This window comes from Enterobacter sp. MGH120, assembly GCF_001037725.1.
In the GTDB taxonomy this organism is placed as follows: Bacteria; Pseudomonadota; Gammaproteobacteria; order Enterobacterales; family Enterobacteriaceae; genus Enterobacter; species Enterobacter hormaechei_C.
Window position 1 is genome coordinate 2,341,445 of the sequence record NZ_KQ089940.1, and the last position, 23,376, is coordinate 2,364,820.

General features: G+C 53.9%; 25 protein-coding genes, 1 pseudogene and 1 riboswitch. Of the genes and pseudogenes, 15 read left to right on the forward strand and 11 right to left on the reverse strand.

What is annotated here, in order from left to right; translation table 11 throughout:
- Nucleotides 1-20 precede the first annotated feature (20 nt).
- The gene (locus tag SK54_RS11015) at nucleotides 21-671 is read right to left on the reverse strand and encodes a carbon-nitrogen hydrolase family protein (protein WP_015570289.1); all 651 of its coding nucleotides are present in this window, start codon (nucleotides 669-671) and stop codon (nucleotides 21-23) included.
- 111 nt (nucleotides 672-782) lie between these two features.
- The gene (locus SK54_RS11020) at nucleotides 783-1,013 is read right to left on the reverse strand and encodes a DNA polymerase III subunit theta (protein ID WP_003859784.1); all 231 of its coding nucleotides are present in this window, start codon (nucleotides 1,011-1,013) and stop codon (nucleotides 783-785) included.
- Between the two features lie 137 nt (nucleotides 1,014-1,150).
- On the opposite strand from SK54_RS11020, the gene yobA reads away from it, so the two are divergent.
- Genes yobA through SK54_RS11035 form a run of 3 tightly spaced genes read left to right on the forward strand, consistent with a single transcriptional unit; the run spans nucleotide 1,151 to nucleotide 2,748 of the window.
- Entirely contained in the window at nucleotides 1,151-1,522 is a 372-nt protein-coding gene (gene yobA / locus SK54_RS11025; protein WP_023296802.1) for a CopC domain-containing protein YobA, read from the forward strand.
- Nucleotide 1,523: 1 nt separating this feature from the next.
- Nucleotides 1,524-2,393, forward strand: a complete 870-nt coding sequence (gene copD, locus SK54_RS11030) for a copper homeostasis membrane protein CopD (protein ID WP_017693249.1) — start codon at nucleotides 1,524-1,526, stop codon at nucleotides 2,391-2,393.
- Nucleotides 2,394-2,409: 16 nt separating this feature from the next.
- Nucleotides 2,410-2,748 carry a YebY family protein gene (locus SK54_RS11035; protein WP_003859787.1) on the forward strand — a complete coding sequence of 113 codons (339 nt, stop codon included), beginning with the start codon at nucleotides 2,410-2,412 and terminating at the stop codon, nucleotides 2,746-2,748.
- A 125-nt stretch (nucleotides 2,749-2,873) separates the two neighbouring features.
- Here the strand turns inward: SK54_RS11035 and SK54_RS11040 are convergent, their stop codons facing one another.
- Together SK54_RS11040 and SK54_RS11045 are read right to left on the reverse strand one after the other, a co-directional pair.
- A complete protein-coding gene (locus tag SK54_RS11040) occupies nucleotides 2,874-3,071 on the reverse strand; it encodes a hypothetical protein (protein WP_017693250.1) in 198 nt (65 codons plus the stop codon).
- A gap of 45 nt (nucleotides 3,072-3,116) precedes the next feature.
- A complete protein-coding gene (locus SK54_RS11045; RefSeq protein ID WP_048247182.1) occupies nucleotides 3,117-4,097 on the reverse strand; it encodes a VirK/YbjX family protein in 981 nt (326 codons plus the stop codon).
- 167 nt (nucleotides 4,098-4,264) lie between these two features.
- On the opposite strand from SK54_RS11045, the gene pphA reads away from it, so the two are divergent.
- Complete coding sequence (gene pphA, locus SK54_RS11050) at nucleotides 4,265-4,909, forward strand: protein-serine/threonine phosphatase (protein ID WP_015570293.1); 645 nt, start codon at nucleotides 4,265-4,267, stop codon at nucleotides 4,907-4,909.
- 34 nt (nucleotides 4,910-4,943) lie between these two features.
- Here the strand turns inward: pphA and SK54_RS11055 are convergent, their stop codons facing one another.
- The 4 genes from SK54_RS11055 to yebS all read right to left on the reverse strand — a co-directional run bounded on the left by SK54_RS11055 (nucleotide 4,944) and on the right by yebS (nucleotide 10,695).
- Nucleotides 4,944-5,183: a YebV family protein gene (locus SK54_RS11055; protein ID WP_003859885.1), complete on the reverse strand. Its 240-nt coding sequence runs from the start codon at nucleotides 5,181-5,183 to the stop codon at nucleotides 4,944-4,946.
- Nucleotides 5,184-5,289: 106 nt separating this feature from the next.
- Nucleotides 5,290-6,753: a 16S rRNA (cytosine(1407)-C(5))-methyltransferase RsmF gene (gene rsmF, locus SK54_RS11060; protein ID WP_048247184.1), complete on the reverse strand. Its 1,464-nt coding sequence runs from the start codon at nucleotides 6,751-6,753 to the stop codon at nucleotides 5,290-5,292.
- Nucleotides 6,754-6,809: 56 nt separating this feature from the next.
- Nucleotides 6,810-9,443, reverse strand: a complete 2,634-nt coding sequence (locus tag SK54_RS11065; protein WP_048247186.1) for a PqiB family protein — start codon at nucleotides 9,441-9,443, stop codon at nucleotides 6,810-6,812.
- Nucleotides 9,412-10,695: a membrane integrity lipid transport subunit YebS gene (gene yebS / locus SK54_RS11070; protein WP_020480541.1), complete on the reverse strand. Its 1,284-nt coding sequence runs from the start codon at nucleotides 10,693-10,695 to the stop codon at nucleotides 9,412-9,414. Before yebS ends, SK54_RS11065 begins: the two co-directional genes overlap by 32 nt.
- A 132-nt stretch (nucleotides 10,696-10,827) precedes the next feature.
- Between yebS and SK54_RS11075 the strand changes: the two genes are divergently transcribed.
- The 4 genes from SK54_RS11075 (at nucleotide 10,828) to htpX (ending at nucleotide 15,251) form a co-directional block, all read left to right on the forward strand.
- Nucleotides 10,828-11,325: a GAF domain-containing protein gene (locus tag SK54_RS11075; RefSeq protein ID WP_006811006.1), complete on the forward strand. Its 498-nt coding sequence runs from the start codon at nucleotides 10,828-10,830 to the stop codon at nucleotides 11,323-11,325.
- 96 nt (nucleotides 11,326-11,421) lie between these two features.
- Nucleotides 11,422-12,108 (forward strand): RNA chaperone ProQ, encoded by a 687-nt coding sequence (gene proQ, locus SK54_RS11080; RefSeq protein ID WP_003859895.1) that lies wholly within the window; start codon nucleotides 11,422-11,424, stop codon nucleotides 12,106-12,108.
- Between the two features lie 19 nt (nucleotides 12,109-12,127).
- A complete protein-coding gene (prc, locus tag SK54_RS11085; RefSeq protein WP_048247189.1) occupies nucleotides 12,128-14,176 on the forward strand; it encodes a carboxy terminal-processing peptidase in 2,049 nt (682 codons plus the stop codon).
- 193 nt (nucleotides 14,177-14,369) lie between these two features.
- Entirely contained in the window at nucleotides 14,370-15,251 is an 882-nt protein-coding gene (gene htpX / locus SK54_RS11090; RefSeq protein WP_015570297.1) for a protease HtpX, read from the forward strand.
- 52 nt (nucleotides 15,252-15,303) lie between these two features.
- On the opposite strand, the gene SK54_RS11095 is transcribed toward htpX, so the two are convergent.
- The gene (locus SK54_RS11095; RefSeq protein WP_039270566.1) at nucleotides 15,304-16,677 is read right to left on the reverse strand and encodes an MFS transporter; all 1,374 of its coding nucleotides are present in this window, start codon (nucleotides 16,675-16,677) and stop codon (nucleotides 15,304-15,306) included.
- A 178-nt stretch (nucleotides 16,678-16,855) separates the two neighbouring features.
- Here SK54_RS11095 and kdgR point away from each other — a divergent pair, with 178 nt between their 5' ends.
- Entirely contained in the window at nucleotides 16,856-17,647 is a 792-nt protein-coding gene (kdgR, locus tag SK54_RS11100) for a DNA-binding transcriptional regulator KdgR (protein WP_015570299.1), read from the forward strand.
- A 63-nt stretch (nucleotides 17,648-17,710) separates the two neighbouring features.
- Here kdgR and SK54_RS11105 read toward each other — a convergent pair whose 3' ends face one another.
- A complete protein-coding gene (locus tag SK54_RS11105; protein ID WP_017384332.1) occupies nucleotides 17,711-17,950 on the reverse strand; it encodes a YobH family protein in 240 nt (79 codons plus the stop codon).
- Nucleotides 17,951-18,110: 160 nt separating this feature from the next.
- Here SK54_RS11105 and mgrB point away from each other — a divergent pair, with 160 nt between their 5' ends.
- The 6 genes and pseudogenes from mgrB to rlmA all read left to right on the forward strand — a co-directional run bounded on the left by mgrB (nucleotide 18,111) and on the right by rlmA (nucleotide 22,469).
- Nucleotides 18,111-18,254, forward strand: a complete 144-nt coding sequence (gene mgrB / locus SK54_RS11110; RefSeq protein ID WP_003859906.1) for a PhoP/PhoQ regulatory lipoprotein MgrB — start codon at nucleotides 18,111-18,113, stop codon at nucleotides 18,252-18,254.
- Nucleotides 18,255-18,328: 74 nt separating this feature from the next.
- Entirely contained in the window at nucleotides 18,329-18,616 is a 288-nt protein-coding gene (locus tag SK54_RS11115) for a YebO family protein (RefSeq protein ID WP_017693259.1), read from the forward strand.
- A gap of 669 nt (nucleotides 18,617-19,285) precedes the next feature.
- Nucleotides 19,286-19,430, forward strand: a pseudogene (locus SK54_RS11120) (DUF2627 domain-containing protein).
- Between the two features lie 12 nt (nucleotides 19,431-19,442).
- Nucleotides 19,443-19,652, forward strand: a complete 210-nt coding sequence (gene cspE / locus SK54_RS11125; protein WP_001062678.1) for a transcription antiterminator/RNA stability regulator CspE — start codon at nucleotides 19,443-19,445, stop codon at nucleotides 19,650-19,652.
- Nucleotides 19,653-19,868: 216 nt separating this feature from the next.
- On the forward strand, nucleotides 19,869-21,614 hold the full coding sequence (ftsI, locus tag SK54_RS11130; protein WP_017693260.1) for a peptidoglycan glycosyltransferase FtsI: 1,746 nt from the start codon (nucleotides 19,869-19,871) through the stop codon (nucleotides 21,612-21,614).
- A gap of 39 nt (nucleotides 21,615-21,653) precedes the next feature.
- On the forward strand, nucleotides 21,654-22,469 hold the full coding sequence (gene rlmA, locus SK54_RS11135; RefSeq protein WP_017384329.1) for a 23S rRNA (guanine(745)-N(1))-methyltransferase: 816 nt from the start codon (nucleotides 21,654-21,656) through the stop codon (nucleotides 22,467-22,469).
- On the opposite strand, the gene mntP is transcribed toward rlmA, so the two are convergent.
- A complete protein-coding gene (gene mntP, locus SK54_RS11140) occupies nucleotides 22,466-23,032 on the reverse strand; it encodes a manganese efflux pump MntP (RefSeq protein WP_023296797.1) in 567 nt (188 codons plus the stop codon). The two genes, rlmA and mntP, sit on opposite strands and share 4 nt — an antisense overlap.
- Before the next feature lies 1 nt (nucleotide 23,033).
- Nucleotides 23,034-23,234, reverse strand: a riboswitch (yybP-ykoY riboswitch).
- Between the last annotated feature and the right edge of the window lie 142 nt (nucleotides 23,235-23,376).

The window sequence follows — 23,376 nt, forward strand, 5'->3', positions numbered from 1 at the left end:
CGCTCCTGATCCAAAAATGCCTAGCCTAATGGAATGATATCGCCTTGCCAACCCTGTTGGCCTAAAGAACCGGTTAGCAGCAGTTCTCCCTTATCGGCACGTACGATCAGCTGACCTTTTTCATCCCATAACGCGCTACCGCCGCGCGCGTTCGCCATTAATACCGCGATGGCGTACTTGTGCGCGAAGCGTTGTAACGAACCGATGGATTGCCGCCAGCGATGCTCGCCCACGGCCAGGCTGCTGGTGAACAGCGTTGCCTCCGGGTCCAGTTCCGGGGCGTCAGCCTGGTTATCCACGATGGTTAACCGTTTATCGCCAGGAATAACACCCGCACCGTTGCCCTGCGGATAACGCCGAATGGTCGACAGGTTAGGGGTGAAAAGCGCGAGTCCTTTCTGGGGCTGGCCGTGTTGCTGGAGCGTAATACCAGCAATCACCGTGATGAAACGTGACTGGGCGGCGTGAAGGAGGGGGGCAAGCTGCAAATCGTCAGGGGGTGGGGGTAAGGATGTTCCGCCTGGGCCGGTAAGCGAAAGCTCCGGAAAGACGATTAAATCGCACCCATGCCAGGCAGCCTCGGCAATAAAGTGCAGGTGATGTTTTACGTGCTCATCAACACAGTTGTGCCGCGGGGCATACTGAGCCGCGGCAATATTCCATCGTGACATCGTGACTTCCTTATACACTAAGTCGCTGGGATTTTAAGATTACACCTAAATTTATCAGGGTTTTCTTATCCTGCCACATAACGCGTAAGGAAGTGTAACGAGACGTTAAGCTTATTTAACTTTAGGTTCGTACGGCAGGCGCGAGAGATTGACGGAGGCGAGGCGATGCGCAATGAGACGTTCGCGAAACCAGTCGCGCAGATGCGCGGGTTGTTCACGCTCTACCACTTCAGCCACGACGGGCATGTTGTAACGCTCTTTGAATGCGACCCCCGCGGCGGCGAGATCGACATTCACTTTGTCCATCTCGTCCTGAGGAAGGGCGGCCAGATTAACGTTCATTTCCTTCTCCTTTTTCTGCGGCGGCAACGTTACCGCGATTGTTCAACGATGACAAGGGAGCAAAGGATGTTCCTCGACTCGTTAATTATACAGAGTTATTCTTTAGCATTCAGGCATAACGAAAAGGAATGATTGTGATGCATTTTACCCCTTCCCGTGTCGCGTGCGCGCTGGTCTTTCTGCTCTCTTCAGCCATCACGCCCTCAGTTCTGGCCCATGCGCATCTTAAGCAGCAATCCCCGCAGGAAAATACCGTTGCGGTGGCACCAGAGGTCATTACCCTGAACTTCTCGGAAGGCATTGAGCCTGCCTTCAGCGGCGTGGTGGTGACGGACGCGCAGCAGCACAAGATCCAGACCGGCGCGGTGAAGCGTGACGAGAAGGATAACGCAAAGCTGATTGTTCCTCTTGAGAAACCGTTGACGTCCGGCACCTACACGGTGGACTGGCATGTGGTCTCCGTGGATGGCCACAAAACCAAAGGCAGCTATCACTTTAGCGTGAAATAGCATGCTGACCCTGAGCTACGTCGCGTTACGCTTTATCCATTTTGCTGCGCTGATGCTGCTTTTCGGCAACGCGCTTTACAGCGTCTGGTTTGCGCCGTCTTCGTTGCAGCGCCTCATGACCCGGCGTTTCCAGCGGCAGCAGAAACTCGCGGCCTTAATCAGCCTGATAGCGGCTCTGCTGATGTTTGGCCTGCAAAGTGGGTTGATGGGCAACGGCTGGGGCGATGTCATTCGTCCGGCGGTCTGGCGCAGCGTGCTGGGAACGCAATTTGGCGGCGTCTGGTTGTGGCAAATGGTGCTGGCCGCTGTGACGGCGGGCGCTGCATGGCTTACCCCGCAAAAAGGCTCACGGCTGTTACTGCTCGCGATGGGGCAGCTGGTGCTGCTGGCGGGCGTGGGACATGCCGCGATGAACGGTGGCGCACCGGGAGCGTTGCATCGTCTCAACCATGCGCTTCACCTGCTCTGCGCCGCGACCTGGGTGGGTGGTTTACTGCCGCTGCTGTTTTGTATGCGTCTGGCGAAAGGCCGCTGGCAGCCAGCCGCTATCTTTACCATGATGCGCTTCTCCCGCGTGGGGCATTACGCCGTGGCAGGCGTGCTGCTGACCGGGATAATCAATACGCTCTTTATTGTTGGCATAAACGTGCCGTGGCAGGCGCCTTATGTCCAGCTGTTGTTGTTCAAATGTGCGCTGGTCATGATGATGGTGGCAATTGCGCTGGCGAATCGGTATTTTCTTGTGCCACGCTTTCGCCCGGAGGCCGGGCGGGAACAACAGATTTTTATCAGGATGACACAGGCAGAGGTGGTGCTGGGCGCGCTGGTACTGGCCGCCGTCAGCCTGTTCGCGACCTGGGAACCCTTCTGACAAGGTTAAATAACATATGAAAAAGACACTGCTTTCTCTTTTACTTCTCACCTGTGCCAGCAGTGCGTTAGCCGCGCCGCAGGTCATCACTGTCAGCCGGTTTGAAGTGGGTAAGGACAACTGGGCATTTAATCGTGAAGAAGTCATGCTTACCTGCCGTCCCGGTAACGCGCTGTATGTCATCAATCCCAGTACGCTCGTGCAGTATCCGTTAAATGACGTGGCGGAGCAGCAGGTTGCCAGCGGGAAAAGTAACGGACAGCCTGTCAGCGTGATCCAGGTAGATGACCCGGCAAACCCCGGGCAGAAGAAGAGTCTGGCACCGTTTATTGAGCGCGCTGAAAAGCTCTGCTAGCCGTCAGGTTTCCAGTAAAAAAAAACCGCAGGTGCTTGTAAAAGCTCTGCGGTTTTTCACATTTAGTGATGTTCTGACGCTTTTTTTCAGACCACTTTTACTGTGGACTGGAAAACCTGACGTCGTCATCTATTCTTAAAGGGCAAGGCGATTGAGCCTGCATTAATGCCAACTTTTAGCGCACGGCTCTCTCCCAAGAGCCATTTCCCTGGACCGAATACAGGAATCGTATTCGGTCTCTTTTTATCTGCTTGAAAATAAACGATAAAATCCGGTTTTCGTCTCAGCAGAAGGTTCACTTCCTGTGCGCCTGCCTCAAACATACCACAACCCGGCAGGCGTAAGTCCAGTCCTTTTTGGCTGTTTTGTTAAATTTTTGTTTGTTTTTTGCCTGAGGCGGCTGCGGGATCAATGCGCGCATGTACGGAAGCCGCAATATCATCAAGTAACGCAAAGCGGCGACGGTATTCGGCGCGTTTTTTGCTGGCAATCTCCTCCAGTGCTTTACGCTCCATCTGGAGCGGCAACTGCCAGCAGAAGGGGGAGAGTTTCTTTCCGTTCAGGCCTTCCCAGAACTCGTCGTAGCTGGCGTGAAAATGACGGCCTTTGCTCAGACGGTAGCGCAGCGCGCGGAAAACATGGCCTTCATCGCTGACGGCAAAAATCGCGCTAATGTTCGAGCGTGAGGCAAGCTGGAAGATCACCTCCATCAGCACGCGTTTCGGGAAAAGCCCATGGCAGGCACGGGTAGCCTGCTTAATCACCTCCCGTGAAACATGACGACGTGGACCCTGAAGGCCGCCGATCACCAGCACCGTACGGCCGTTACTGCGTGCGACACAGAACGTCAGGCTGGCAAGCAGCGTATTGTCATTGTCGTGCAGCCAAAGCGTGCTTTCGCCTTCGCGTTCGGCCTTACCTGCGGACGAGGCGTGGACGGTATAGATTTCGCCGTTTTTTGCCTCGAACCGGACAACCGGCACCTCTTGCGGGCTGGTCAGCGCGTGGGCGAGGGCGATGTTTTTCAGACTATCAATCCACTGATAGTGGCTGACGATAGCATCGGCCCGATCGTTTGAGTTCAGGCCGCGCATCAGATACTGGCGGTGAGTTTTGCTCGGCAAGGTAATTTGAGAGGTGAGCAGCCTGTCGAAATCATCGCGCCCGGACAGGGCCTCCAGCATGCGATGGGTGGAGGACCAGAATAAAAGCGAGCGTAGAAGGAACTTTAACCGGTAATCACGTTTGTGCCAGATTGGGCCGGGAACGCGTTTTCCTCTCACCAGTTCAGAAATAATATTTGTGCGATGCGGATAAAAAACATCGTTTTGCAGGTGTATGTTTGACACGTGAAAATCCCTCTTTTTATTCCGCTCTATTTTAAAGGCCAGGGAATAAGGGATTAATAGCGCAGCGATCTTTATTTCCTGCTGGTTTATGGTTTGTTTGGATTCGCAAAATCCAACGCCAGCTCATGACATTTTCTGTGGCAGCTATACTTCTTACAGGAGGCGTTATGTATCAGAAAATAGAGGGAGAACACTGGCGTCATGTCTGGGTTGTCAGCGATATTCATGGTTGCTATCAGTGGCTTATGGATGAGCTGAAACGACGGCATTTTAATCCTGATACGGATCTGCTGATCTCGGTGGGGGATATTATCGATCGCGGGCCTGACAGCGTAAAATGTTTACAGCTGATGCAGGAAAACTGGTTTTATGCGGTACGCGGTAATCACGAGCAAATGGCGTTAGATGCGCTTGAAAATAATGATTTTAGTCTCTGGTCGATAAATGGCGGTAACTGGTTTACCGGGCTTAAGGACGCTCAACAAAAACAGGCGAAGGGTTTACTCGATGCGTGTCGGGACTTACCGCACATTATTGAAATAACCTGCAAAAACGGTCTGAACGTGATTGCTCATGCGGATTATCCCTCCGCCGAATATGGCTGGCATAAGCCGGTGGATGCCCAGCGCGTGCTGTGGGATCGCGACCGGCTAATGGGTTTTATGGTGGGCAAAGGGCAGGGCATTAGCGGTGCGGATCACTTCTGGTTTGGACATACGCCTGTGGACAAACGCTACGATTTTAACAATCTGCACTACATTGATACGGGGGCAGTATTCGGGGGCTTTCTGACGCTGGCGCAGCTTCAGTAATAAATAACCCGCCTTCGGGCGGGTTCTCTTTGAGTCAGGCAAGACGCAAGACCCAGGCATCGGTTTTACTGTCGTAATGCTCACGGTACAGAACGGAATGTTCCCCATCAAGGATCGCCGGGACGCTGGTATCTGCATCCCAGGCGTCCAGCTGCATGCACAAATCCGGATCGGATTTGCAGGGAATACTTAACGTTCGTTCGCCTTGTGATTCGCCGCGCAATTCAGCGTCGTCGATTTCAAAAGCGCCAATGCGTACGCTGGTTTTCGTCATAATGCTCTCCGGTTTGTTGCCCAAAATCTGGTATGACCAGTGCAGTCACCCATTCTTGATCCTAGACAAGGAGAGCGAAATCGCCAGTAAAAAAATGCGCTTTTTTTCAGGCGCTGCGGTTGTTACCGGTAAACAGGCGGCCATCGCGTACCAGTTCGCGCGGATAGCTGTTTTTCAGCCGCGAGCCGACTTTTTTCGCCAGCCCCAGCGGATAGCCCTGATACGTCACGATGACTTCATCCTGTGAGGGGCCGTCTTCCGGGTAAACGTCACGACCGCGATACCACTCTTCCGCTTCCTGATGCGTCAGGGCAAAGGTGTTCTCACTGCCGGCCAGCGCAATGACCGCTTCGTGCTGCCAGCGATAGCCTTTGTTGTGGATCTCCGCCAGGCGAATACCGAGGCGGGAGAAACGCACCTTACCAATCAGCGGTTCGATGTTGACCGGGAACAGCCACAGCTCTTTGTCACGCATCCAGAGGCGCAGGCTCTCATCCCAGTGCAGGCCGACTTTGCTCGCAGCCGCTTGCGCCTGTGCCGCCTCACGGCCTTTGACCGGCGTGAACGGGAAGTTGCCGACCTTAAACTTAGGGGCAGGCAAGGGATCGACGGCGCGGGTTTTACGCAGACGGGCAACAAAGAAGCCTTCGCAATCGTAAATCTGCGGGAAGACATGCAGGAAGCCTTCAGGCGTGGCCGCATGACTGGCCGAGTCGAAGAGGGTGTCCAGCGGCAGAAACTCGACGGCATCCGCATAGCGTTGCTTGAGCCACAGGCAGACGTCCTCGTTTTCATCGCGATTCAGCGTGCAGGTAGAGTAAACCAGCGTCCCGCCTGGGCGCAGGGCATGAAACGCGCTGTCGATCAGTTCGCGCTGTGTGGCGGCGATCTCCAGGTTGCTTTCAACGGACCAGTTTTTTAACGCATCAGGATCTTTACGCACCACGCCTTCGCCGGAGCAGGGCGCGTCGAGCAGGATGGCATCAAAGGCTTCCGGCAGGGCAGCGCCAAACACGCGACCATCGAAGTGCGTTAACGCGACGTTGTGGATCCCGCAGCGGCTGATATTGGCGTGCAGGACTTTAACGCGGCTGGCGGAAAATTCGTTGGCGAGGATCGCGCCGCGGTTATTCATCCGGGCGGCAATCTGCGTGGTTTTAGAGCCCGGCGCCGCCGCGACATCCATAACCCGCTCAGGCTGGTTCCCGTCGGCAAACAGCGCAGCAACCGGCAGCATGGAGCTGGCTTCCTGAATATAAAACAGCCCGCTCAGGTGCTCGGCGGTGCTGCCGAGCGGCAGGCTCTCCTCGTCATCCCGTTCGATCCAGAAACCCTCTTCACACCACGGCACTGGCGTTAATTGCCAGCCGTAGGGGGAGACGAGATCCAGAAACGCCCCGGCGCTGATTTTCAGCGTATTGACGCGAATACTCCGGCGCAAAGGGCGCTGGCAGGCGGCAACGAAATCGTCGAAAGAGAGATGAGCTGGAAGCGCCTCGCGCATCTGTGCGAGGAATTGTTCGGGAAGAAATACGGAGTTTTGAGCCACGGGCACACCACAGGGAAACATTCAGGTGCGCAGTGTAACATAAAGGCTCCGGCGCGTTGACACCGGAGCCTGCGAGATTAACGCGGCAGCGCCGTTCCCCATTCGCGCCACTCTTTCGGTTCACTTTCCAGCAGCAGGAAGTGTTTACCTGCCTGCGCCTTAGGCGCCAGAGGCGTGCCAGGCGGCGTCGCGAAGGCAATGCCGCCGCGAATGAACTGATTAAAGGTCCCCGTTTTGACCACGCCACCGGTCAGGCCGAAGTCCAGCGAGTAGCCTGAAGCGAGCCAGAACACCGAGTTGTTGCGCACCAGATGCTGATAACGCTGGCTGATGCGCAGGCCGACCATCACGCGATCGGACAGATTACCCAGCGTCAGGCTTGTTACTGTCCCTACTTCAATGCCGCGGAACAGGACCGGCGTACCGATGCCCAGCGAACCGGCTTCCGGCACTTCAACCACAATGCTCAGACCGTCCAGATAACGGGAGTCGGTGATGGTGGCCTCCTGCAACTCAAATTCACGACGTGCGTTGCCGCGACCCGGTTCAACGTTAATGTACGGCTGAAGTATGGTATCGAGATGCTCAACCCCTGCGGCAGAAATTTGCGGCGTAACTACCGAGAAGCGCGAGCCTGCCCGGGCGAACGTCTGCACATATTCCGGATAAAGCACGGCGGTCGCCTGCACTTCATTGCGTGCGGTGATCAGCGTCAGCTTCTGGATCTGCCCGATATCAATGCCGAGATAGCGGATGGGCATGCCTTCTGCCAGTTTACCGGCATCAAAGGTGTGCAGGGTAATCTGCCCCCCGACCGCGCGCGCCGCGGTTTCGGACGGGAAGAGGATCCGCTTGTCACCTTTACGCATGTTGCCGCCGGCGCCGCTCAGGTTATCGAAGCTGATCGCACCGCGCAGGGCACGGGAGAGAGGCGATGCCTGTACGGTCAGCCCGCTGCCGTTGAGCTGCACTTTCGCGCCACCCTCAGCCCAGAACACGCTGTTTGGCGTGAGCAGCTTGCGGTACTCCGGCTTGATATGCAGTTCGATATCAAACGCGTCCGCACGAGGACGAACGGTGATCACTTCCCCCACCTCAAACTTACGGTAAAGCACGACGGAGCCTGCCTGGACATCCGGCAGCGTTTCAGCGCTTAAGGTCAGCGTGGTGGTTGGCAGGTCGCCGAGGCTATTTTCAATGGCTTTGTCCAGATTGGCGAACAGCGGATAGCTTTCGCGCAGCGCACCTTTGCTGCCCGGCAGAATGCGGATCCCGCCGTTAACCCACTCACTGGCGCTGGCGCCGAGGAACTCAACCCCGTCCAGACCCACCTTCACGTCGACCCGACTATTAACCACAAATTTACTGTCGCCGTGGACCAGGTTGCCGTACTGCGGATCGATGGCGGCGGAGAAGGAGACCCCTTTTTCCGACAGCTTACGTTCGAGGACCTGGCCCACCTGCACACCGTGCAGGATCAGCGGTTGCCCGGCTTCAATACCGTAGCTTTCCGGTGCATTCAGCGTAACCGTCAACACGCCCGGTTTTTGCAGCAGGGCTTTATCCGCCGGCGCGATAACAAAGTTTTTGTTCGGCGCACCTTCGCCGGGGATCAGCTCAAAGGTGCTTCCCGTCAGCAGAGAACTGATGCTGGCGTCGCTGAGGGAGAGCTTCGGATTACGCAGTTCAATGCGCGTTTTTTCCCGCAGGAGATCCACCACGCTCGGATCCACCGTCATTTCGCCGGTAACGGAACCGCCCGCATTGAGGGTTAATTTTGTCAGTTGCCCGACCTCTAAACCCTGGTACATCAGCGGGGTCGAACCGGCTTTCAGGCCTTTGGCATCCGGCAGGGTCAGCTTGACGATGACACCGCGCTGGCTGTGCGCCAGGTCGGCGTACAGGCCAAAGGTATCTTCTGCGGCGGCAGGGCTGGAGTTAGCAGGTGAGTCGAAGGCGATAGCGCCATTCACCAGCGCCGCCAGGCTCTCAAGCTTCACTTTCGCACCGCTTAAGCTCAGGTCGGCATCGACGCCTGAGACGTTCCAGAAGCGGCTGCCTTTTTTCACCAGGTTGGTAAAACGGCGCTCGATGAGTACATCAATAGTCACGCCATCTTTGTTCGGGTTAATGGCGTAGTCGTAAACGCGGCCTACCGGAATTTTGCGGAAATAGACCAGAGAACCACTGTTCAGCGAGCCGAGATCCGGCGCGCGGAGATGGATCATCAAATCGCCGTTATTCAGCCGATATTTCGGCTGGGTATCCAGCGCAACAAAGTGATCCTGTGGCTCACCTTTGCCGGGCATCATGCCGATATAGTTACCGCCCACAAGCGCATCCAGCCCGGAAACGCCGGCCAGGGAGGCTTTAGGCGTGACCAGCCAGAACTGCGTTTCGGCGCGCAGGGCATCCTGCATATCAGACTTAATGCTCGCCCGGACCTGGATTTTGTTCAGCCCTTTGCCAAGGGAAATATCCTGCACGGTACCCACTTCCACCCCCTGGAAGCGAACGGGGGTACGTCCGGCGACAATGCCGTCCGCAGACTGGAAATCAATCGTGATGGTACTTCCGCGATCTTCATAGCTCGTCCAGATAAGCCAGCCTGCGATCATCAGCGCGATGACAGGCAGCAACCAGAATGGCGAAATGCGGCGTTTTGTTTTAATTCTCGCTTCAGTCGGCGAAGCGGGCGTTTCCTGACTCATGTGCGTCCCAAAGTAAGCGGCTGTCCAGCCATTCCACTGCAAGAATAGTCAATATCACCGCAGAGCCGAAATAAAAAGCTGCGGGTCCCATGGTAAAAGCAAGTAACTGATCGCGATTGATGAGCGACATCATCAGCGAAATCACGAACAGATCCAACATCGACCAGCGACCAATCCAGGTCACAAATCGCAGAAGCAGGATGCGGGTGCGTAGTCCTTGTTCGCATTTAAAGTGAATGCTAATAAGCAGCGTAAACATCACCACCACTTTGGTAAAGGGCACCAGAATACTGGCGATGAAAACAATGGCGGCGACCCCCACGTTACTGTGCGCCAGAGAGATAATCCCCGAAAGGATAGTATCTTCCTGACGGGCGCCGTTCACATAAATTACGGAGATCGGCAGCATGTTGGCCGGGAACAAAAATACCAGGGAGGCGATTAGCGCCGCCCAGCACTTTTGCAGGCTGTTGTTGCGTCGCAATCTTAACGGAATGTGGCAGCGTGGGCACCTCCCGCGTTTATCCGGAAAACCGGTGTAATGGCAGCCCAGGCAGACGCGCAGGTTTTCATCAGGCCGGGTCGCGGGGCGCTGCGGGTAAAATCGCTCCCAAAGCTGTTCAACATTGAGATGAATCAGGGTCAAAATACTCAGCAGGACCAGTGAAATAAACGCGAAAAGTCCAATGCCGGGTTGTAAAAACGCATAATCCTGCACCTTGATGGAGGCCACGCCAATGCCTACCAGATAGATGTCCAGCATCACCCACTCCTTGAGCTTTTCCAGCATGAGCAGGACAGGGCGCAGGTTCATCCCCAGAATGTTGCCAAACCACAGGTAGGCAATTGCCGCGACCAGCACCAACGGCGCGCCGACGACGCAGAACAGCACCATGGCGGCCGTAAGCGGATCGCCCTGGCGCGTCATCTGCCAGATCCCCTGCAACACGTTAGCGTCAATACGCACGCCAAGCAGGTAGAGCTTTAACAGCGGCTCGGTCCAGGCGAAGGGCATCAGCAGCAGCATGGTGACCGCCATTGCCGCCAGACGCGTCAATGACCAGTCCCGGCCATCGCGGATTTTGGCATCGCAGCATGGACAAAAAGCACTTTGGTGCGATTTCATCTTCGGCAACATAAAAAGCGTATCGCACTGGGGACAACGCTGATAATGTGCACGGGGCAGAGCCTGGCTTACCGTACGGACAACGATCTTTCGTGTCGGCGTAATTTGGGGTGTTTTTAGGGCCATCAGTCGCACACAGATTAGTATTGTTGAAAGTTATAATAACTCATGAACGGATTCATCTTGAGCATGAGCGCATTTAATGCTTATTTTAATAGGCTATGCGGTAACTATGTAAGATAACTAAGTGATTGAATAATGAACAAAACAGAATTCTACGCGGATCTGAATCGCGATTTTAAGGCATTAATGGCAGGGGAAACCAGTTTCTTAGCCACTCTGGCAAATACCAGTGCGTTACTGTTCGAACGCCTTTCTGACGTGAACTGGGCGGGCTTTTATCTGCTGGAAGGTGACACGCTGGTGCTGGGGCCTTTCCAGGGTAAACTCGCCTGCGTACGCATCCCGGTAGGTCGTGGCGTGTGCGGTACCGCAGTGGCGACCCGTCAGGTTCAGCGTGTCGAAGATGTTCATGCGTTTGACGGCCACATTGCCTGCGATGCCAGCAGCAATTCTGAAATCGTACTGCCGCTGGTGGTTAAAAATCAGATTATTGGCGTTCTGGATATCGACAGCACGGTCTTCAGCCGCTTTACTGCCGAGGATGAGCAGGGGCTGCGCGCGCTGGCCGCAAACCTGGAAAATGTTCTGGCAGAGACCGATTATCATAAATTCTTTGCGAGCGTCGCAGGATAATCAACGGATAACGTAGCATTTACTGATAGCGTCATTATAATGTCGCCTGTTCATGCCTGCGCTTGTTGGCAACGTCCGTTGTAATCAGGAAATTTCATGGAAAATCAACCTAAGTTGAATAGCAGTAAAGAAGTTATCGCATTTCTGGCCGAGCGTTTCCCGCAGTGCTTCAGCGCTGAAGGTGAAGCGCGTCCTCTGAAAGTCGGTATCTTTCAGGATCTGGTCGCGCGCGTTGAGGGGGAGATGAACCTCAGCAAAACGCAGCTTCGTTCTGCCTTGCGCCTTTATACCTCGAGCTGGCGTTACCTGTACGGTATCAAGCCGGGTGCGACCCGTGTCGACCTTGACGGCAACCCGTGCGGTGAGCTGGACGAGCAGCACGTAGAACATGCACGTAAGCAGCTTGAAGAAGCCAAAGCTCGCGTGCAGGCACAGCGTGCGGAACAGCAGGCGAAAAAACGCGAAGCCGCAGCGGCAAACGGTCAGGAAGACGCCCCTCGTCGCGAGCGTAAACCGCGCCCGGCACCGCGTCGTACTGAAAATAACGATCGCAAACCGCGTGCTGACAAACCCGCAGCTAAAGCCCCACGTGCCCCGCGCGAAGAGCCGCGTCACACCCCGGTTTCTGACATCAATGCGCTGAGCGTAGGTCAGTCTCTTAAAGTGAAAGCGGGTAACAACGCGATGGACGCCACCGTACTGGAAATCACCAAAGATGGCGTTCGTGTACAGCTGACTTCTGGTATGTCAATGATTGTACGCGCAGAACACTTGTTGTTCTGAAACGGAGGCCGAGCCTGGCATGAACACTTTTTTTAAGCTCACCGCGCTGGCTGGCCTGTTTGCTATAACAGGCCATGCTTTCGCTGTGGACGATATTACGCGTGTTGATCAAATTCCGGTTCTCAAGGAAGAGACTCAGCACGCGACGGTGAGTGAGCGCGTGACGTCGCGCTTTACTCGTTCGCACTATCGTCAGTTCGATCTCGATCAGGCCTTTTCGGCCAAAATCTTTGACCGTTATCTGAACTTGCTGGATTACAGCCATAACGTACTGCTGGCCAGCGATGTCGAACAGTTCGCTAAACGCAAATCCGAAGTGGGTGATGAGCTGCGCTCCGGAAAGCTCGATCTGTTCTACGATCTGTACAACTTATCGCAAAAGCGCCGTTTTGAGCGTTATCAATACGCGCTGAAAGTGCTGGAACGTCCGATGGACTTCACCGGCAACGACACCTTTAATCTGGACCGCAGCAAAGCGCCATGGCCGAAAGACGAGGCTGAACTGAATGCGCTGTGGGACGGAAAAGTCAAATATGACGAACTGAGCCTCAAGCTTACAGGCAATGACGAGAAAGAGATCCGTGAGACGTTAAATCGTCGATACAAATTCGCTATTCGTCGTCTGGCGCAGACCAACAGTGAAGATGTTTTCTCGCTGGCGATGACCGCGTTTGCGCATGAAATTGATCCGCACACTAATTATCTCTCTCCACGTAACACCGAACAGTTCAATACCGAAATGAGCCTGTCTCTGGAAGGTATCGGTGCTGTGCTTCAGATGGACGATGACTACACCGTAATCAACTCCATGGTGGCCGGTGGCCCTGCGTCGAAAAGCAAAGCGATCAGCGTAGGCGACCGTATTGTCGGTGTGGGCCAAACCGGAAAGAGCATGGTGGACGTGATTGGCTGGCGTCTTGATGACGTTGTTGCGCTGATCAAAGGGCCGAAGGGCAGCAAAGTTCGTCTGGAGATCTTGCCAGCCGGTAAGGGGACCAAAACCCGTATCGTTACTCTGACCCGTGAGCGTATCCGTCTGGAAGATCGCGCGGTGAAAATGTCGGTGAAAACCGTGGGTAAAGAGAAGGTTGGCGTTCTGGATATCCCTGGTTTCTACGTCGGCCTGACCGATGATGTGAAAGTGCAGCTCCAGAAGCTTGAAAAGCAGAATGTCAGCAGCGTGATCATTGACCTGCGCAGCAACGGCGGCGGGGCATTGACCGAGGCCGTCTCGCTTTCCGGGCTGTTTATCCCGTCTGGCCCGGTGGTACAGGTGCGCGATAACAACGGTAAAGTGCGTGAAGATGCCGATACCGATGGTGTGGTCTACTATAAGGGTCCGCTGGTGGTGCTTGTCGATCGCTTCAGCGCCTCTGCATCGGAAATCTTCGCTGCTGCCATGCAGGATTACGGCCGGGCGTTAATCGTCGGCGAACCGACGTTTGGCAAGGGCACCGTTCAGCAGTACCGCTCTCTGAACCGTATTTACGACCAGATGCTGCGCCCTGAATGGCCAGCGCTGGGCTCAGTACAGTACACCATTCAGAAGTTTTACCGCGTAAACGGCGGCAGTACGCAGCGCAAAGGCGTGACGCCGGATATCATGATGCCGACAGGTACCGAAGAGACGGAAACGGGCGAGAAGTTTGAAGATAACGCGCTGCCGTGGGATAGCATTGATGCCGCGACATTCGTGAAATCAGGTGATATGAAACAGTTCGGACCAGAACTGCTGAAAAATCACAACGATCGCATCGGGAAGGATCCGGAATTCCAGTACATCATGAAGGACATCGCGCGTTTCAACGCTTTGAAAGCGAAACGGAACATTGTGTCTCTGAACTACGCCCAGCGTGAGAAAGAGAACAATGAAGATGACGCGACACGTCTGGCGCGTATCAACGATCGCTTCAAACGTGAAGGCAAGCCTCTGCTCAAAAAACTGGACGATCTGCCTAAGGATTACCAGGAGCCCGATCCGTATCTGGACGAGACGGTGCATATCGCGCTTGATCTGGCGAAGCTGGAAAAAGAGAAACCCGCCCTGCAACCTGCTCCGACAAAATAATCCCCCAACAGGCACAAGAAATTGTGCCTGTTTCTTTATGTACCTCCTCCTTCCGTCAGGCAGATTTCCAATTGTGTAAAGTTGTGTCTTTCTGGTGACTTACGCCGTCTGGATGCTTGAAAATAGCCGTAATACCCATACGATGTGGGTAATCGCATAGTGCGTTTTGTTAAACTGAGGTTAAAAGAATATTATGATGCGAATCGCGCTCTTCCTGCTCACCAACCTGGCGGTGATGGTGGTATTCGGGCTGGTGCTAAGCCTGACGGGAATTCAGTCGAGCAGCGTTCAGGGTCTGTTGATTATGGCGCTGCTGTTTGGTTTCGGTGGCTCTTTCATTTCACTGCTGATGTCCAGGTGGATGGCACTGAAATCCGTGGGCGGTGAAGTTATTGAGCAACCGCGTAACGATATGGAGCAGTGGCTGATGAGCACGGTAGCTCAGCAGTCAAAGCAGGCGGGCATTGCCATGCCGCAGGTAGCCATCTACCACGCGCCGGATATTAACGCGTTTGCTACCGGTGCGCGTCGTGACGCGTCCCTGGTGGCCGTCAGTACCGGCCTGCTGCAAAACATGAGCCGTGACGAAGCGGAAGCGGTTATTGCTCACGAGATCAGCCATATCGCCAATGGCGATATGGTCACCATGACCCTGATCCAGGGTGTGGTGAACACCTTCGTTATCTTTATTTCTCGTATTCTGGCACAGATTGCTGCCGGGTTTATGGGTGGCAACCGTGATGAGGGTGAAGAGAGCAACGGCAACCCGCTGATCTATTTTGCTGTTTCAATGGTGCTGGAGCTGGTGTTCGGTATCCTGGCAAGCATCATTACCATGTGGTTCTCCCGTCATCGTGAGTTCCACGCGGATGCCGGTTCCGCGAAACTGGTGGGTCGTGAAAAGATGATTGCTGCGCTGCAACGTCTTAAAACCAGCTACGAGCCGCAGGAAGCAAACAGCATGATGGCCTTCTGCATCAACGGCAAATCAAAGTCGCTGAGCGAGCTGTTTATGTCTCACCCGCCGCTGGATAAACGTATTGAAGCGCTGCGTAGCGGGGAATACCTGAAGTAACGTAATCGGGTTGAAAAAGAACCGGGCTGGAGCCATTCTCCGCCCGGTTTTTTTATGCCTGCGCCTTTGGCTGGGTGACGCGAAGGCCGCTAATGACAGCCGCGAGGGTCGCCAAGGTCCCTGCGGTAATCAGCGCAACGTGTGTCGCATTCTGCCCGGCAAGGTTAAACATCAACGCCACCAGTGCGGCCCCGGTGCTTTGCCCTAACAGTCTTGCCGTGCCCAGCATCCCGCTGGCGCCACCGCTGCGATGACGTGGGGCAGAGGTGATAATCGTGTGGTTATTAGGGGACTGGAACAGACCAAAACCGGCCCCGCACAGGATCATGCGCCAGATAATATCCAGATCCCCCGGCGAGGCGGGCAGGAGCGCCAGCGAAAACAGTCCCACCGCCATGACAACCAGCCCAATCGCCCCCAGAAGCCCGGCATGGACGCGCTCAATAAGGTAACCGGCCAGCGGGGCCATCACCATGGTTGCCAGCGGCCAGGGCGTGAGCAGCAAGCCTGTCTCCACTTCTGAACGGCCAATCACGCTCTGCAAAAAGAACGGCAGCGCAACCAGCGCCAGCATCTGGGCGCAGAACGAGCAAATGGAGGTACAAATGGATAGCGAAAACAGCGGAATACGCAGCAAATCCACCGGCAGTAACGGCACGGGCAGCGCCAGCTGACGTCGTACAAAGAAAAAGCCGATGATAAGCATGGCAACGATTTCTGCGGCAATGAGCGACAGAGACTGTCCCTGCGCAAATCCGCTCAGCGCCGTAATTAGCAGGCCAAAAGTCAGCGCGTTCATCACGGCGCTGGGCAGATCGAAACGTGGCATGGTACTTTTCGGACCATTTTCCGGAAGATAGCGCAGGGCGAAGAAGATCGCCACAATGCCCAGCGGCACGTTAATGGCAAACAACCACTGCCACGAGGCAACGGACAGGATGGCGGCGGCAATCGTTGGGCCGGCGGCGGACGACACGGCCACAATAAAGGAGTTAATGCCCATGCCGCGCCCCAGGTGGCGTTGAGGATAAATAAGCCGTATCAGGGCCGTGTTCACGCTCATTAGCGCCGCGCCGCCAAAGCCCTGCGCGATACGCGCCAGCGTAAGGGTGTGCAGTGAATCTGAAAGGGCACAGAAGAGCGAGGTGAGGGTAAAGACCACCAGCCCGCACTGGTAAACCCGGCGATAACCAAACATATCGCCCAGGAAAGAGAGTGACAGAAGGGAAATCACAATCGCTATCTGGTACGCGTTCACAATCCAGATGGAGCTTGCCGGCGAAGCATTAAGGTCTTTGGCAATGGTAGGAAGAGCCACGTTGGCAATCGCACCGTCAAGGACAGCCATCGAAATACCGATGACAATAGTGGCAATTGCCCCGTACCGCTGCGGTAAGGGCAGGCCATCAGAAACGTTTTTTTGCATGGGGAAAGAATGACTCAGCGTGAAATTATTTTCAGAGTAACTATTTTAGCATCGTTATTTCGGTTTTATGTCGCAGATTTGTAACGAAGTAAACCCAGATAGATTGCAGCACGCATCACACGAATTTATAATAAAAACCGGTTCTGATTTTTATAAAACACTCTCCATGAGGTGATAAATGGCAATCGCAGATTTGGATAAGCAGCCAGATTCTGTTTCTTCCGTGCTGAAGGTGTTTGGCATCTTGCAGGCGCTCGGAGAAGAGCGTGAAATTGGTATTACAGAGTTGTCGCAGCGTGTGATGATGTCGAAAAGCACCGTTTATCGCTTTTTGCAGACGATGAAATCATTGGGTTATGTCGCGCAGGAAGGAGAATCAGAAAAATATTCTCTGACCCTGAAACTGTTTGAACTGGGCGCCCGTGCCTTGCAGAACGTGGATCTGATCCGCAGCGCTGACATTCAGATGCGTGAACTTTCACGACTGACGAAAGAGACAATTCACCTCGGTGCGCTGGATGAAGACAGCATTGTTTACATCCACAAAATTGACTCCATGTACAACCTGCGCATGTATTCACGCATTGGTCGTCGTAACCCGCTGTATAGCACCGCAATTGGTAAAGTACTGCTGGCCTGGCGCGATCGCGAAGAGGTGAAGCAAATCCTTGACGGGGTGGAGTACAAACGCAGCACCGACCGCACGATTACCAGTACGGAAGAACTGCTGAGCGTGCTGGATAAAGTGCGTGAGCAGGGTTACGGGGAAGATAACGAAGAGCAGGAAGAGGGGCTGCGTTGCATCGGTGTGCCGGTGTTTGACCGCTTCGGCGTTGTCATTGCGGGCCTGAGCATTTCGTTCCCAACGCTGCGTTTCTCTGAAGAGCGTCTTCATGAATATGTGGCGATTCTGCATACCGCAGCGCGCAAAATTTCAGAGCAGATGGGCTATAACGATTATCCGTTCTGATCGACGCCACCAATAAAAACGCCGCACTTTTGCGGCGTTTCTGTAAGCGAAGTTCAGCGCTGATTAACCGTTATCAACCACAACAGATGATTTACGCAGCACAGGACAGTTGGTTAACCCGATGATCCCGCTGTCGGAATGGATGTACTGAGCCGTGCTTATCCCCTGGGCGGTAAGATATTTACACTGGATACCCAGACCCGCGGCATTTTCTTTGCTCCCCATTAACACGCCGTACCCACTTAATAACAGGCCGATCCAGACAATGGCCAGTACAATTACTGTACGAATAAGTAAACGCATCGTTGCCTCTTTTTTCTTTGTTGTCATAGAGTAAGCGTAACGGCTTTACGCAGTGAAACAAGTGCACGATTCCGAAAAGCGTCTGTTGAAGGTACAGTTAGCCCCTGTTTAAGATAACCGTGATAACCTGGCTGTATCAGGTCATAAGACGGAGTGTGGAGTGAAAAAAATACGCTGGGTAATTCTGATTATAGTGTTGATAGCATGCGTGGTGCTGTGGACGCAGACTATCAATGTGATGTGCGATCAGGATGTACAGTTCTTTAGCGGCATTTGTTCAATCAATAAGTTTATCCCCTGGTAGAGACCATTTTTACGCTGAGTGATGTCCTTACGCGGCGGCAGTGGTAAAATGGCGGTTTTTACTGAGGTGGTGAAATGGGTGAGTTACTGAATTCGGGGCTGCTGAGCATTGCATCCCTGGTAATGTCTTTGGTGGTGCTGGTCGTTGGGCTGGTGCTGTGGTTTTTCGTTAACCGCGCCAGCTCCCGCACAAACGAGCAGATTGAGCTGCTGGAAGCATTGCTCGATCAGCAGAAACGGCAGACTGCGCTGCTGCGTCGTTTGTGCGAAGCCAACGAGCCGGAGGAGAAAGCGGTACCGAAGGACGCTGTTGCTCAACAACAAGACGAGGAAGACTTCATTCGCCTGGTAGCTGAACGATAGTCTGCCAGGAGCGGGGAGGTGGCCTGACGTACGGCGTAAATCCCCTCCCTTATCAAATGCATCCCACAACTTCCCGGCATTTAATTAAGCAGCAGTTAACTCATGTTTTAGCACACTGAAAACTGGCGAATATTTATCCTTATTTAACAAATTCAGTTTCGTTGAATAAATAGTGTGCTTTATCTTTCCTGAAGTGTTTTATTTTTATCGAAACGTTTTGCTTGCCTTGTTTTGAGGCAGAGTCATAAAAATTTCATTATTTTGGTGCAGAATAACACTTATTAAATGGTGGTTTTTAATACAGTTAGCAAAATGTAATTAACATCGTATATTCCCTGACACATGTTGGTGCGTTGCAATGTTTTCAGCATAACTTTTCACAAAATGTTCTAACTCAGTCATTCCTTTAAAGAAATTCTGGGATTGGGATGGACGCTTTGAAATGATTGAGCTATGTTTAAAAAGTCTTTGATTACAGGGCGCGTCAACGCACCCTGCGGGCAGTGAGGTCAGGTGGCGCTTCATTTGACAATTCGCATAACTGTGCAGATTGTTATGGAGTAACGTCTGAATTTGTGCGGCGGATCGAGACACGTTTAAAAATGGCTTGCCATATTAAACGTTGTGTGTGATAACACGTTTTGGGTCAAACGAGGTACAGTTCTGTTTATGTGTGGCATTTTCAGTAAAGAAGTCCTGAGTAAACACGTTGTCGTTGAATACCGCTTCTCTGCCGAACCTTATATTAGTGCCTCAAGCAGTAATGTCTCAGTTTTATCTATGTCAAAGCCCGCGGGCTAAGAAAACACTCTAAGGAATTTTGCAAATGGCAAAGATTAAAGGTCAAGTTAAGTGGTTCAACGAGTCTAAAGGTTTTGGTTTCATTACTCCTGCTGACGGCAGCAAAGACGTGTTCGTACACTTCTCTGCAATCCAGGGTAACGGCTTCAAAACTCTGGCTGAAGGCCAGAACGTTGAGTTCGAAATTCAGGATGGCCAGAAAGGCCCAGCTGCGGTTAACGTAACTGCTATCTGATCGAATCACTGCTGACTGAAGCGCTCAGCGCTTCGATCTCAGACATAAGCCTCGCCAATGCGGGGCTTTTTTATTCGCTTATTTTTCAAAATATTACGTAATCCTCCTCTGTTATTATCTTGTTGCAAACCCGCGAGATTATTAGCATTGTTTTCCCGCCTTATTATCCGCTTTTCTCGTTAAATCAGGGCGTTGATTAACAGCCCTGGGGTTAAGGTGAAAAAAAAGACAATAACCACCACCGGAAATTTTACTCCGGCACGTTTTGCACTTCTGTGTCTCGCCATCTTTTGTAGCCTTGCGTTTCTGCTGGGCCGCGTAGCGTGGCTACAAATTATCAAACCGGATAATCTGGTGAAGCAGGAGGATATGCGCTCCCTGCGCGAAGTGGCGATAGACGCCCCGCGTGGGATGATTGTTGACCGTGAAGGGCGACCCCTTGCGGTGAGCGTACCCGTCCAGGCCGTCTGGGCCGATCCCAAAACAGTGCTGGAAAAAGGGGGGATCGGTTTTGACTCGCGCTGGCAGGCCCTGGCAAATGCCTTACACCTTTCTCTGAGCACGCTCGCATCGCGAATTAACAGTAACCCGCACGGGCGATTTATTTACCTGGCCCGTCAGGTTGATCCCGCCCAGGCAAAGTGGATCGATAAGCTGCGTCTCCCCGGTATCAACCTTCGCGATGAGTCCCGCCGCTTTTATCCTGCCGGGCACGTGGCGGCGAACCTGATTGGCTTCACCAATATTGATGGTCAGGGCATTGAGGGCGTCGAGAAAAGCTTTAACACGCAGCTTACCGGGAAGGCAGGCGTGCGGCTGGTCAGGAAAGATCGCTACGGACATGTGGTGGAGAACCTTACGGAGGTGGCTCCCGTACCTGCACATAATATCCAGCTTAGTATCGATGAACGCCTGCAAACTATCACCGAAGACGCGCTGGATAATGCCGTAGCGTGGAACAAAGCCGAATCAGGCGCGTCGGTGCTGATTAATATCCAGACGGGCGAAATTCTGGCAATGGCGAGCTTCCCCGACTTCAACCCCAATAACCGGGAAGGGGCAACGCTGGATGATTTTCGCAATCGCGCGATCAGCGACACCTTTGAACCTGGCTCGACCGTTAAGCCTCTGGTGCTGATGACGGCGCTACAGCAGGGGCTGGTACAGCCTGACAGCGTCATAGACACGCATCCCTACACTATTGATGGCCATCGTATCCGCGATGTGGGCTACTACCCCGAGCTGACGATGACCGGGATCCTGCAAAAATCCAGTGATACGGGCGTGTCCCGTCTTTCGCTGGCGATGCCCGTGCAACGGTTACTGGATACCTATAAACACTTTGGTTTTGGCGAGAGTACCGGGCTTGGCTTAACGGGAGAAAGCGCAGGTTTACTGCCGCAGCGAAAATTCTGGAGCCAGTTAGACCGGGCGACCTTTGCCTTTGGGTATGGCCTGATGGTCACCCCCCTCCAGCTGGCGCATGTGTATGCCACCATCGGCAGCTATGGCATTGAACGGCCTCTGTCCATCACCCGAATCGACCCGCCGGTGATTGGCAAGCGGGTGATGCCCGAGGAAATTGTTCACGAGGTGGAGCACATGATGGAGAGCGTTGCGTTACCCGGCGGTGGCGGGGTCAAAGCGGCGGTGCGTAACTATCGCGTGGCGATAAAAACCGGGACGGCCAAAAAAATCGATGAACATGGTAAGTATGTGGATAAATACGTCGCCTATACCGCAGGCGTTGCGCCTGCCAGCGATCCCCGTTTCGCGCTGGTGGTGGTGATCAACGATCCGCAAAACGGTGCCTACTATGGCGGGGCCGTTTCTGCGCCCGTGTTCAGCGAAATTATGGGTAACGTCCTGCGCCTGGAAAATGTGAAGCCAGACGGGCTGCCGGCAGATTCTGACCATCTGATCGTGATGCGTCACCCAGCCGTTTATAACCCTGGCGAATAGCGGTACACTTCGCCTTTTGGTTTACGCCCTGGAGCTGTCATGTCTTTCAGTTGTCCCCTTTGCCACGCGCCGCTGACGCGCGCGGAGAAAACGTTTATCTGTCCACAGGGACATCAGTTTGACCGGGCGAAAGAGGGCTATGTAAATCTTCTGCCGGTACAACACAAGCGCTCCCGGGACCCGGGTGACAGCGCGGAGATGATGCAGGCGCGCCGGGCGTTTCTCGATGCCGGGCACTATCAACCGCTCAGGGATGCCGTTGTCGCCTTACTCCGTCAATATCTGACAGAAGGCGCATCCGCCATGCTGGATATCGGCTGCGGCGAAGGTTACTACACCGCCACGTTTGCTGACGTGGCGGCTGAGAAGGGTGCCGAAACTTACGGGCTGGACGTGTCGAAAGTGGCTATCCGTGCGGCAGCAAAACGCTACTCAGCGGTAACGTTCTGCGTGGCCTCCAGCCACCGCCTGCCGTTTGAGGAAGCGAGTATGGACGCCGTGGTGCGTATCTATGCGCCGTGCAAGGCAGAGGAGCTGGCGCGCGTCGTTAAGCCTGGCGGCTGGGTTATCACCGTCACGCCAGGGCCGCGTCATCTGCTGGAGTTAAAAGGGCTGATCTATGATGAAGTTCACCTGCATGCGCCGCACTCTGAACAGCTGGCGGGCTTTGCGTTAAAGCAGGCGCAGTCGGTAGCGTATGAAATGACGTTGCAGGGAAGTGAAGCCGTGGCGTTACTGCAAATGACGCCGTTTGCATGGCGGGCAAAACCAGAGGTGTGGGAAACGCTGGCAGCGCAGACAGAATTTCGCTGCCAGACGGATTTCAGCATCCATTGCTGGCAGCGCGAAGGTTAACCCGCGAAGTGTGCCCAAAGGATTTGGGCACCAATCCCGATCAACACGATACCGCCCAGAATTTCGGCTCGTTTGCCTAACAGCGGGCCAATGAACCGACCCACCATCATCCCCAGCGTTGACATGATCAGCGTGGCGCAGCCAATCGCCAGCGCGGTGGCGATAATATTGACCTGCAAAAACGCCAGACCGACACCCACGGCCATTGCATCCAGGCTGGTTGCGATGGCGGTTGTCACCAGAAGCCAGAAGCCGTGGCGTTGCAGCGGCGCATCATCTTCATCGCCGTTACCACGAAAGCCTTCAATCACCATGCGTCCGCCGAGGAACACCAGCAGCACGAAAGCAATCCAGTGATTCCACTCCAGCACGAACTGGCTGGCGAGCATCCCCAGACCCCAGCCGATAAGCGGCGTCAGCGTTTCGATAGCACCAAAGATGAGACCGGTACGCAGGGCGTCGGAAAATTTAGGTTTATGGAGGGTGGCACCTTTACCAATAGAGGCGGCAAATGCGTCCATGGACATGCCAAAAGCCAGAAGGATCGTAGCGGAGATATTCATAAGAGCGTCCAGACCGGGGATATCCATATGACACATCACTGCCCCCAGTAAACAGCAGTTGATGTATCTATGGTCTCGCCTGATCGCTTTTGGCACAGTCAGTGTGCTGAAAACGATCCGTACGCGCCACGTTTTTCAACGAGTATGTTGACACGTACATTTCCCGCAGGCAGGAAATCGGCTACTCCCCAACGACGGGCGCAACCTTAACATATTTTGAGAATATAAAACAACAACGAAGATGGCTTTATATAGCCACTATATTGATAACGATTTTCATTTAGATTTATGCGTGAAAATATCGTTAACAAATATAAGGCAATTAACAGAGGAGATATAGCACC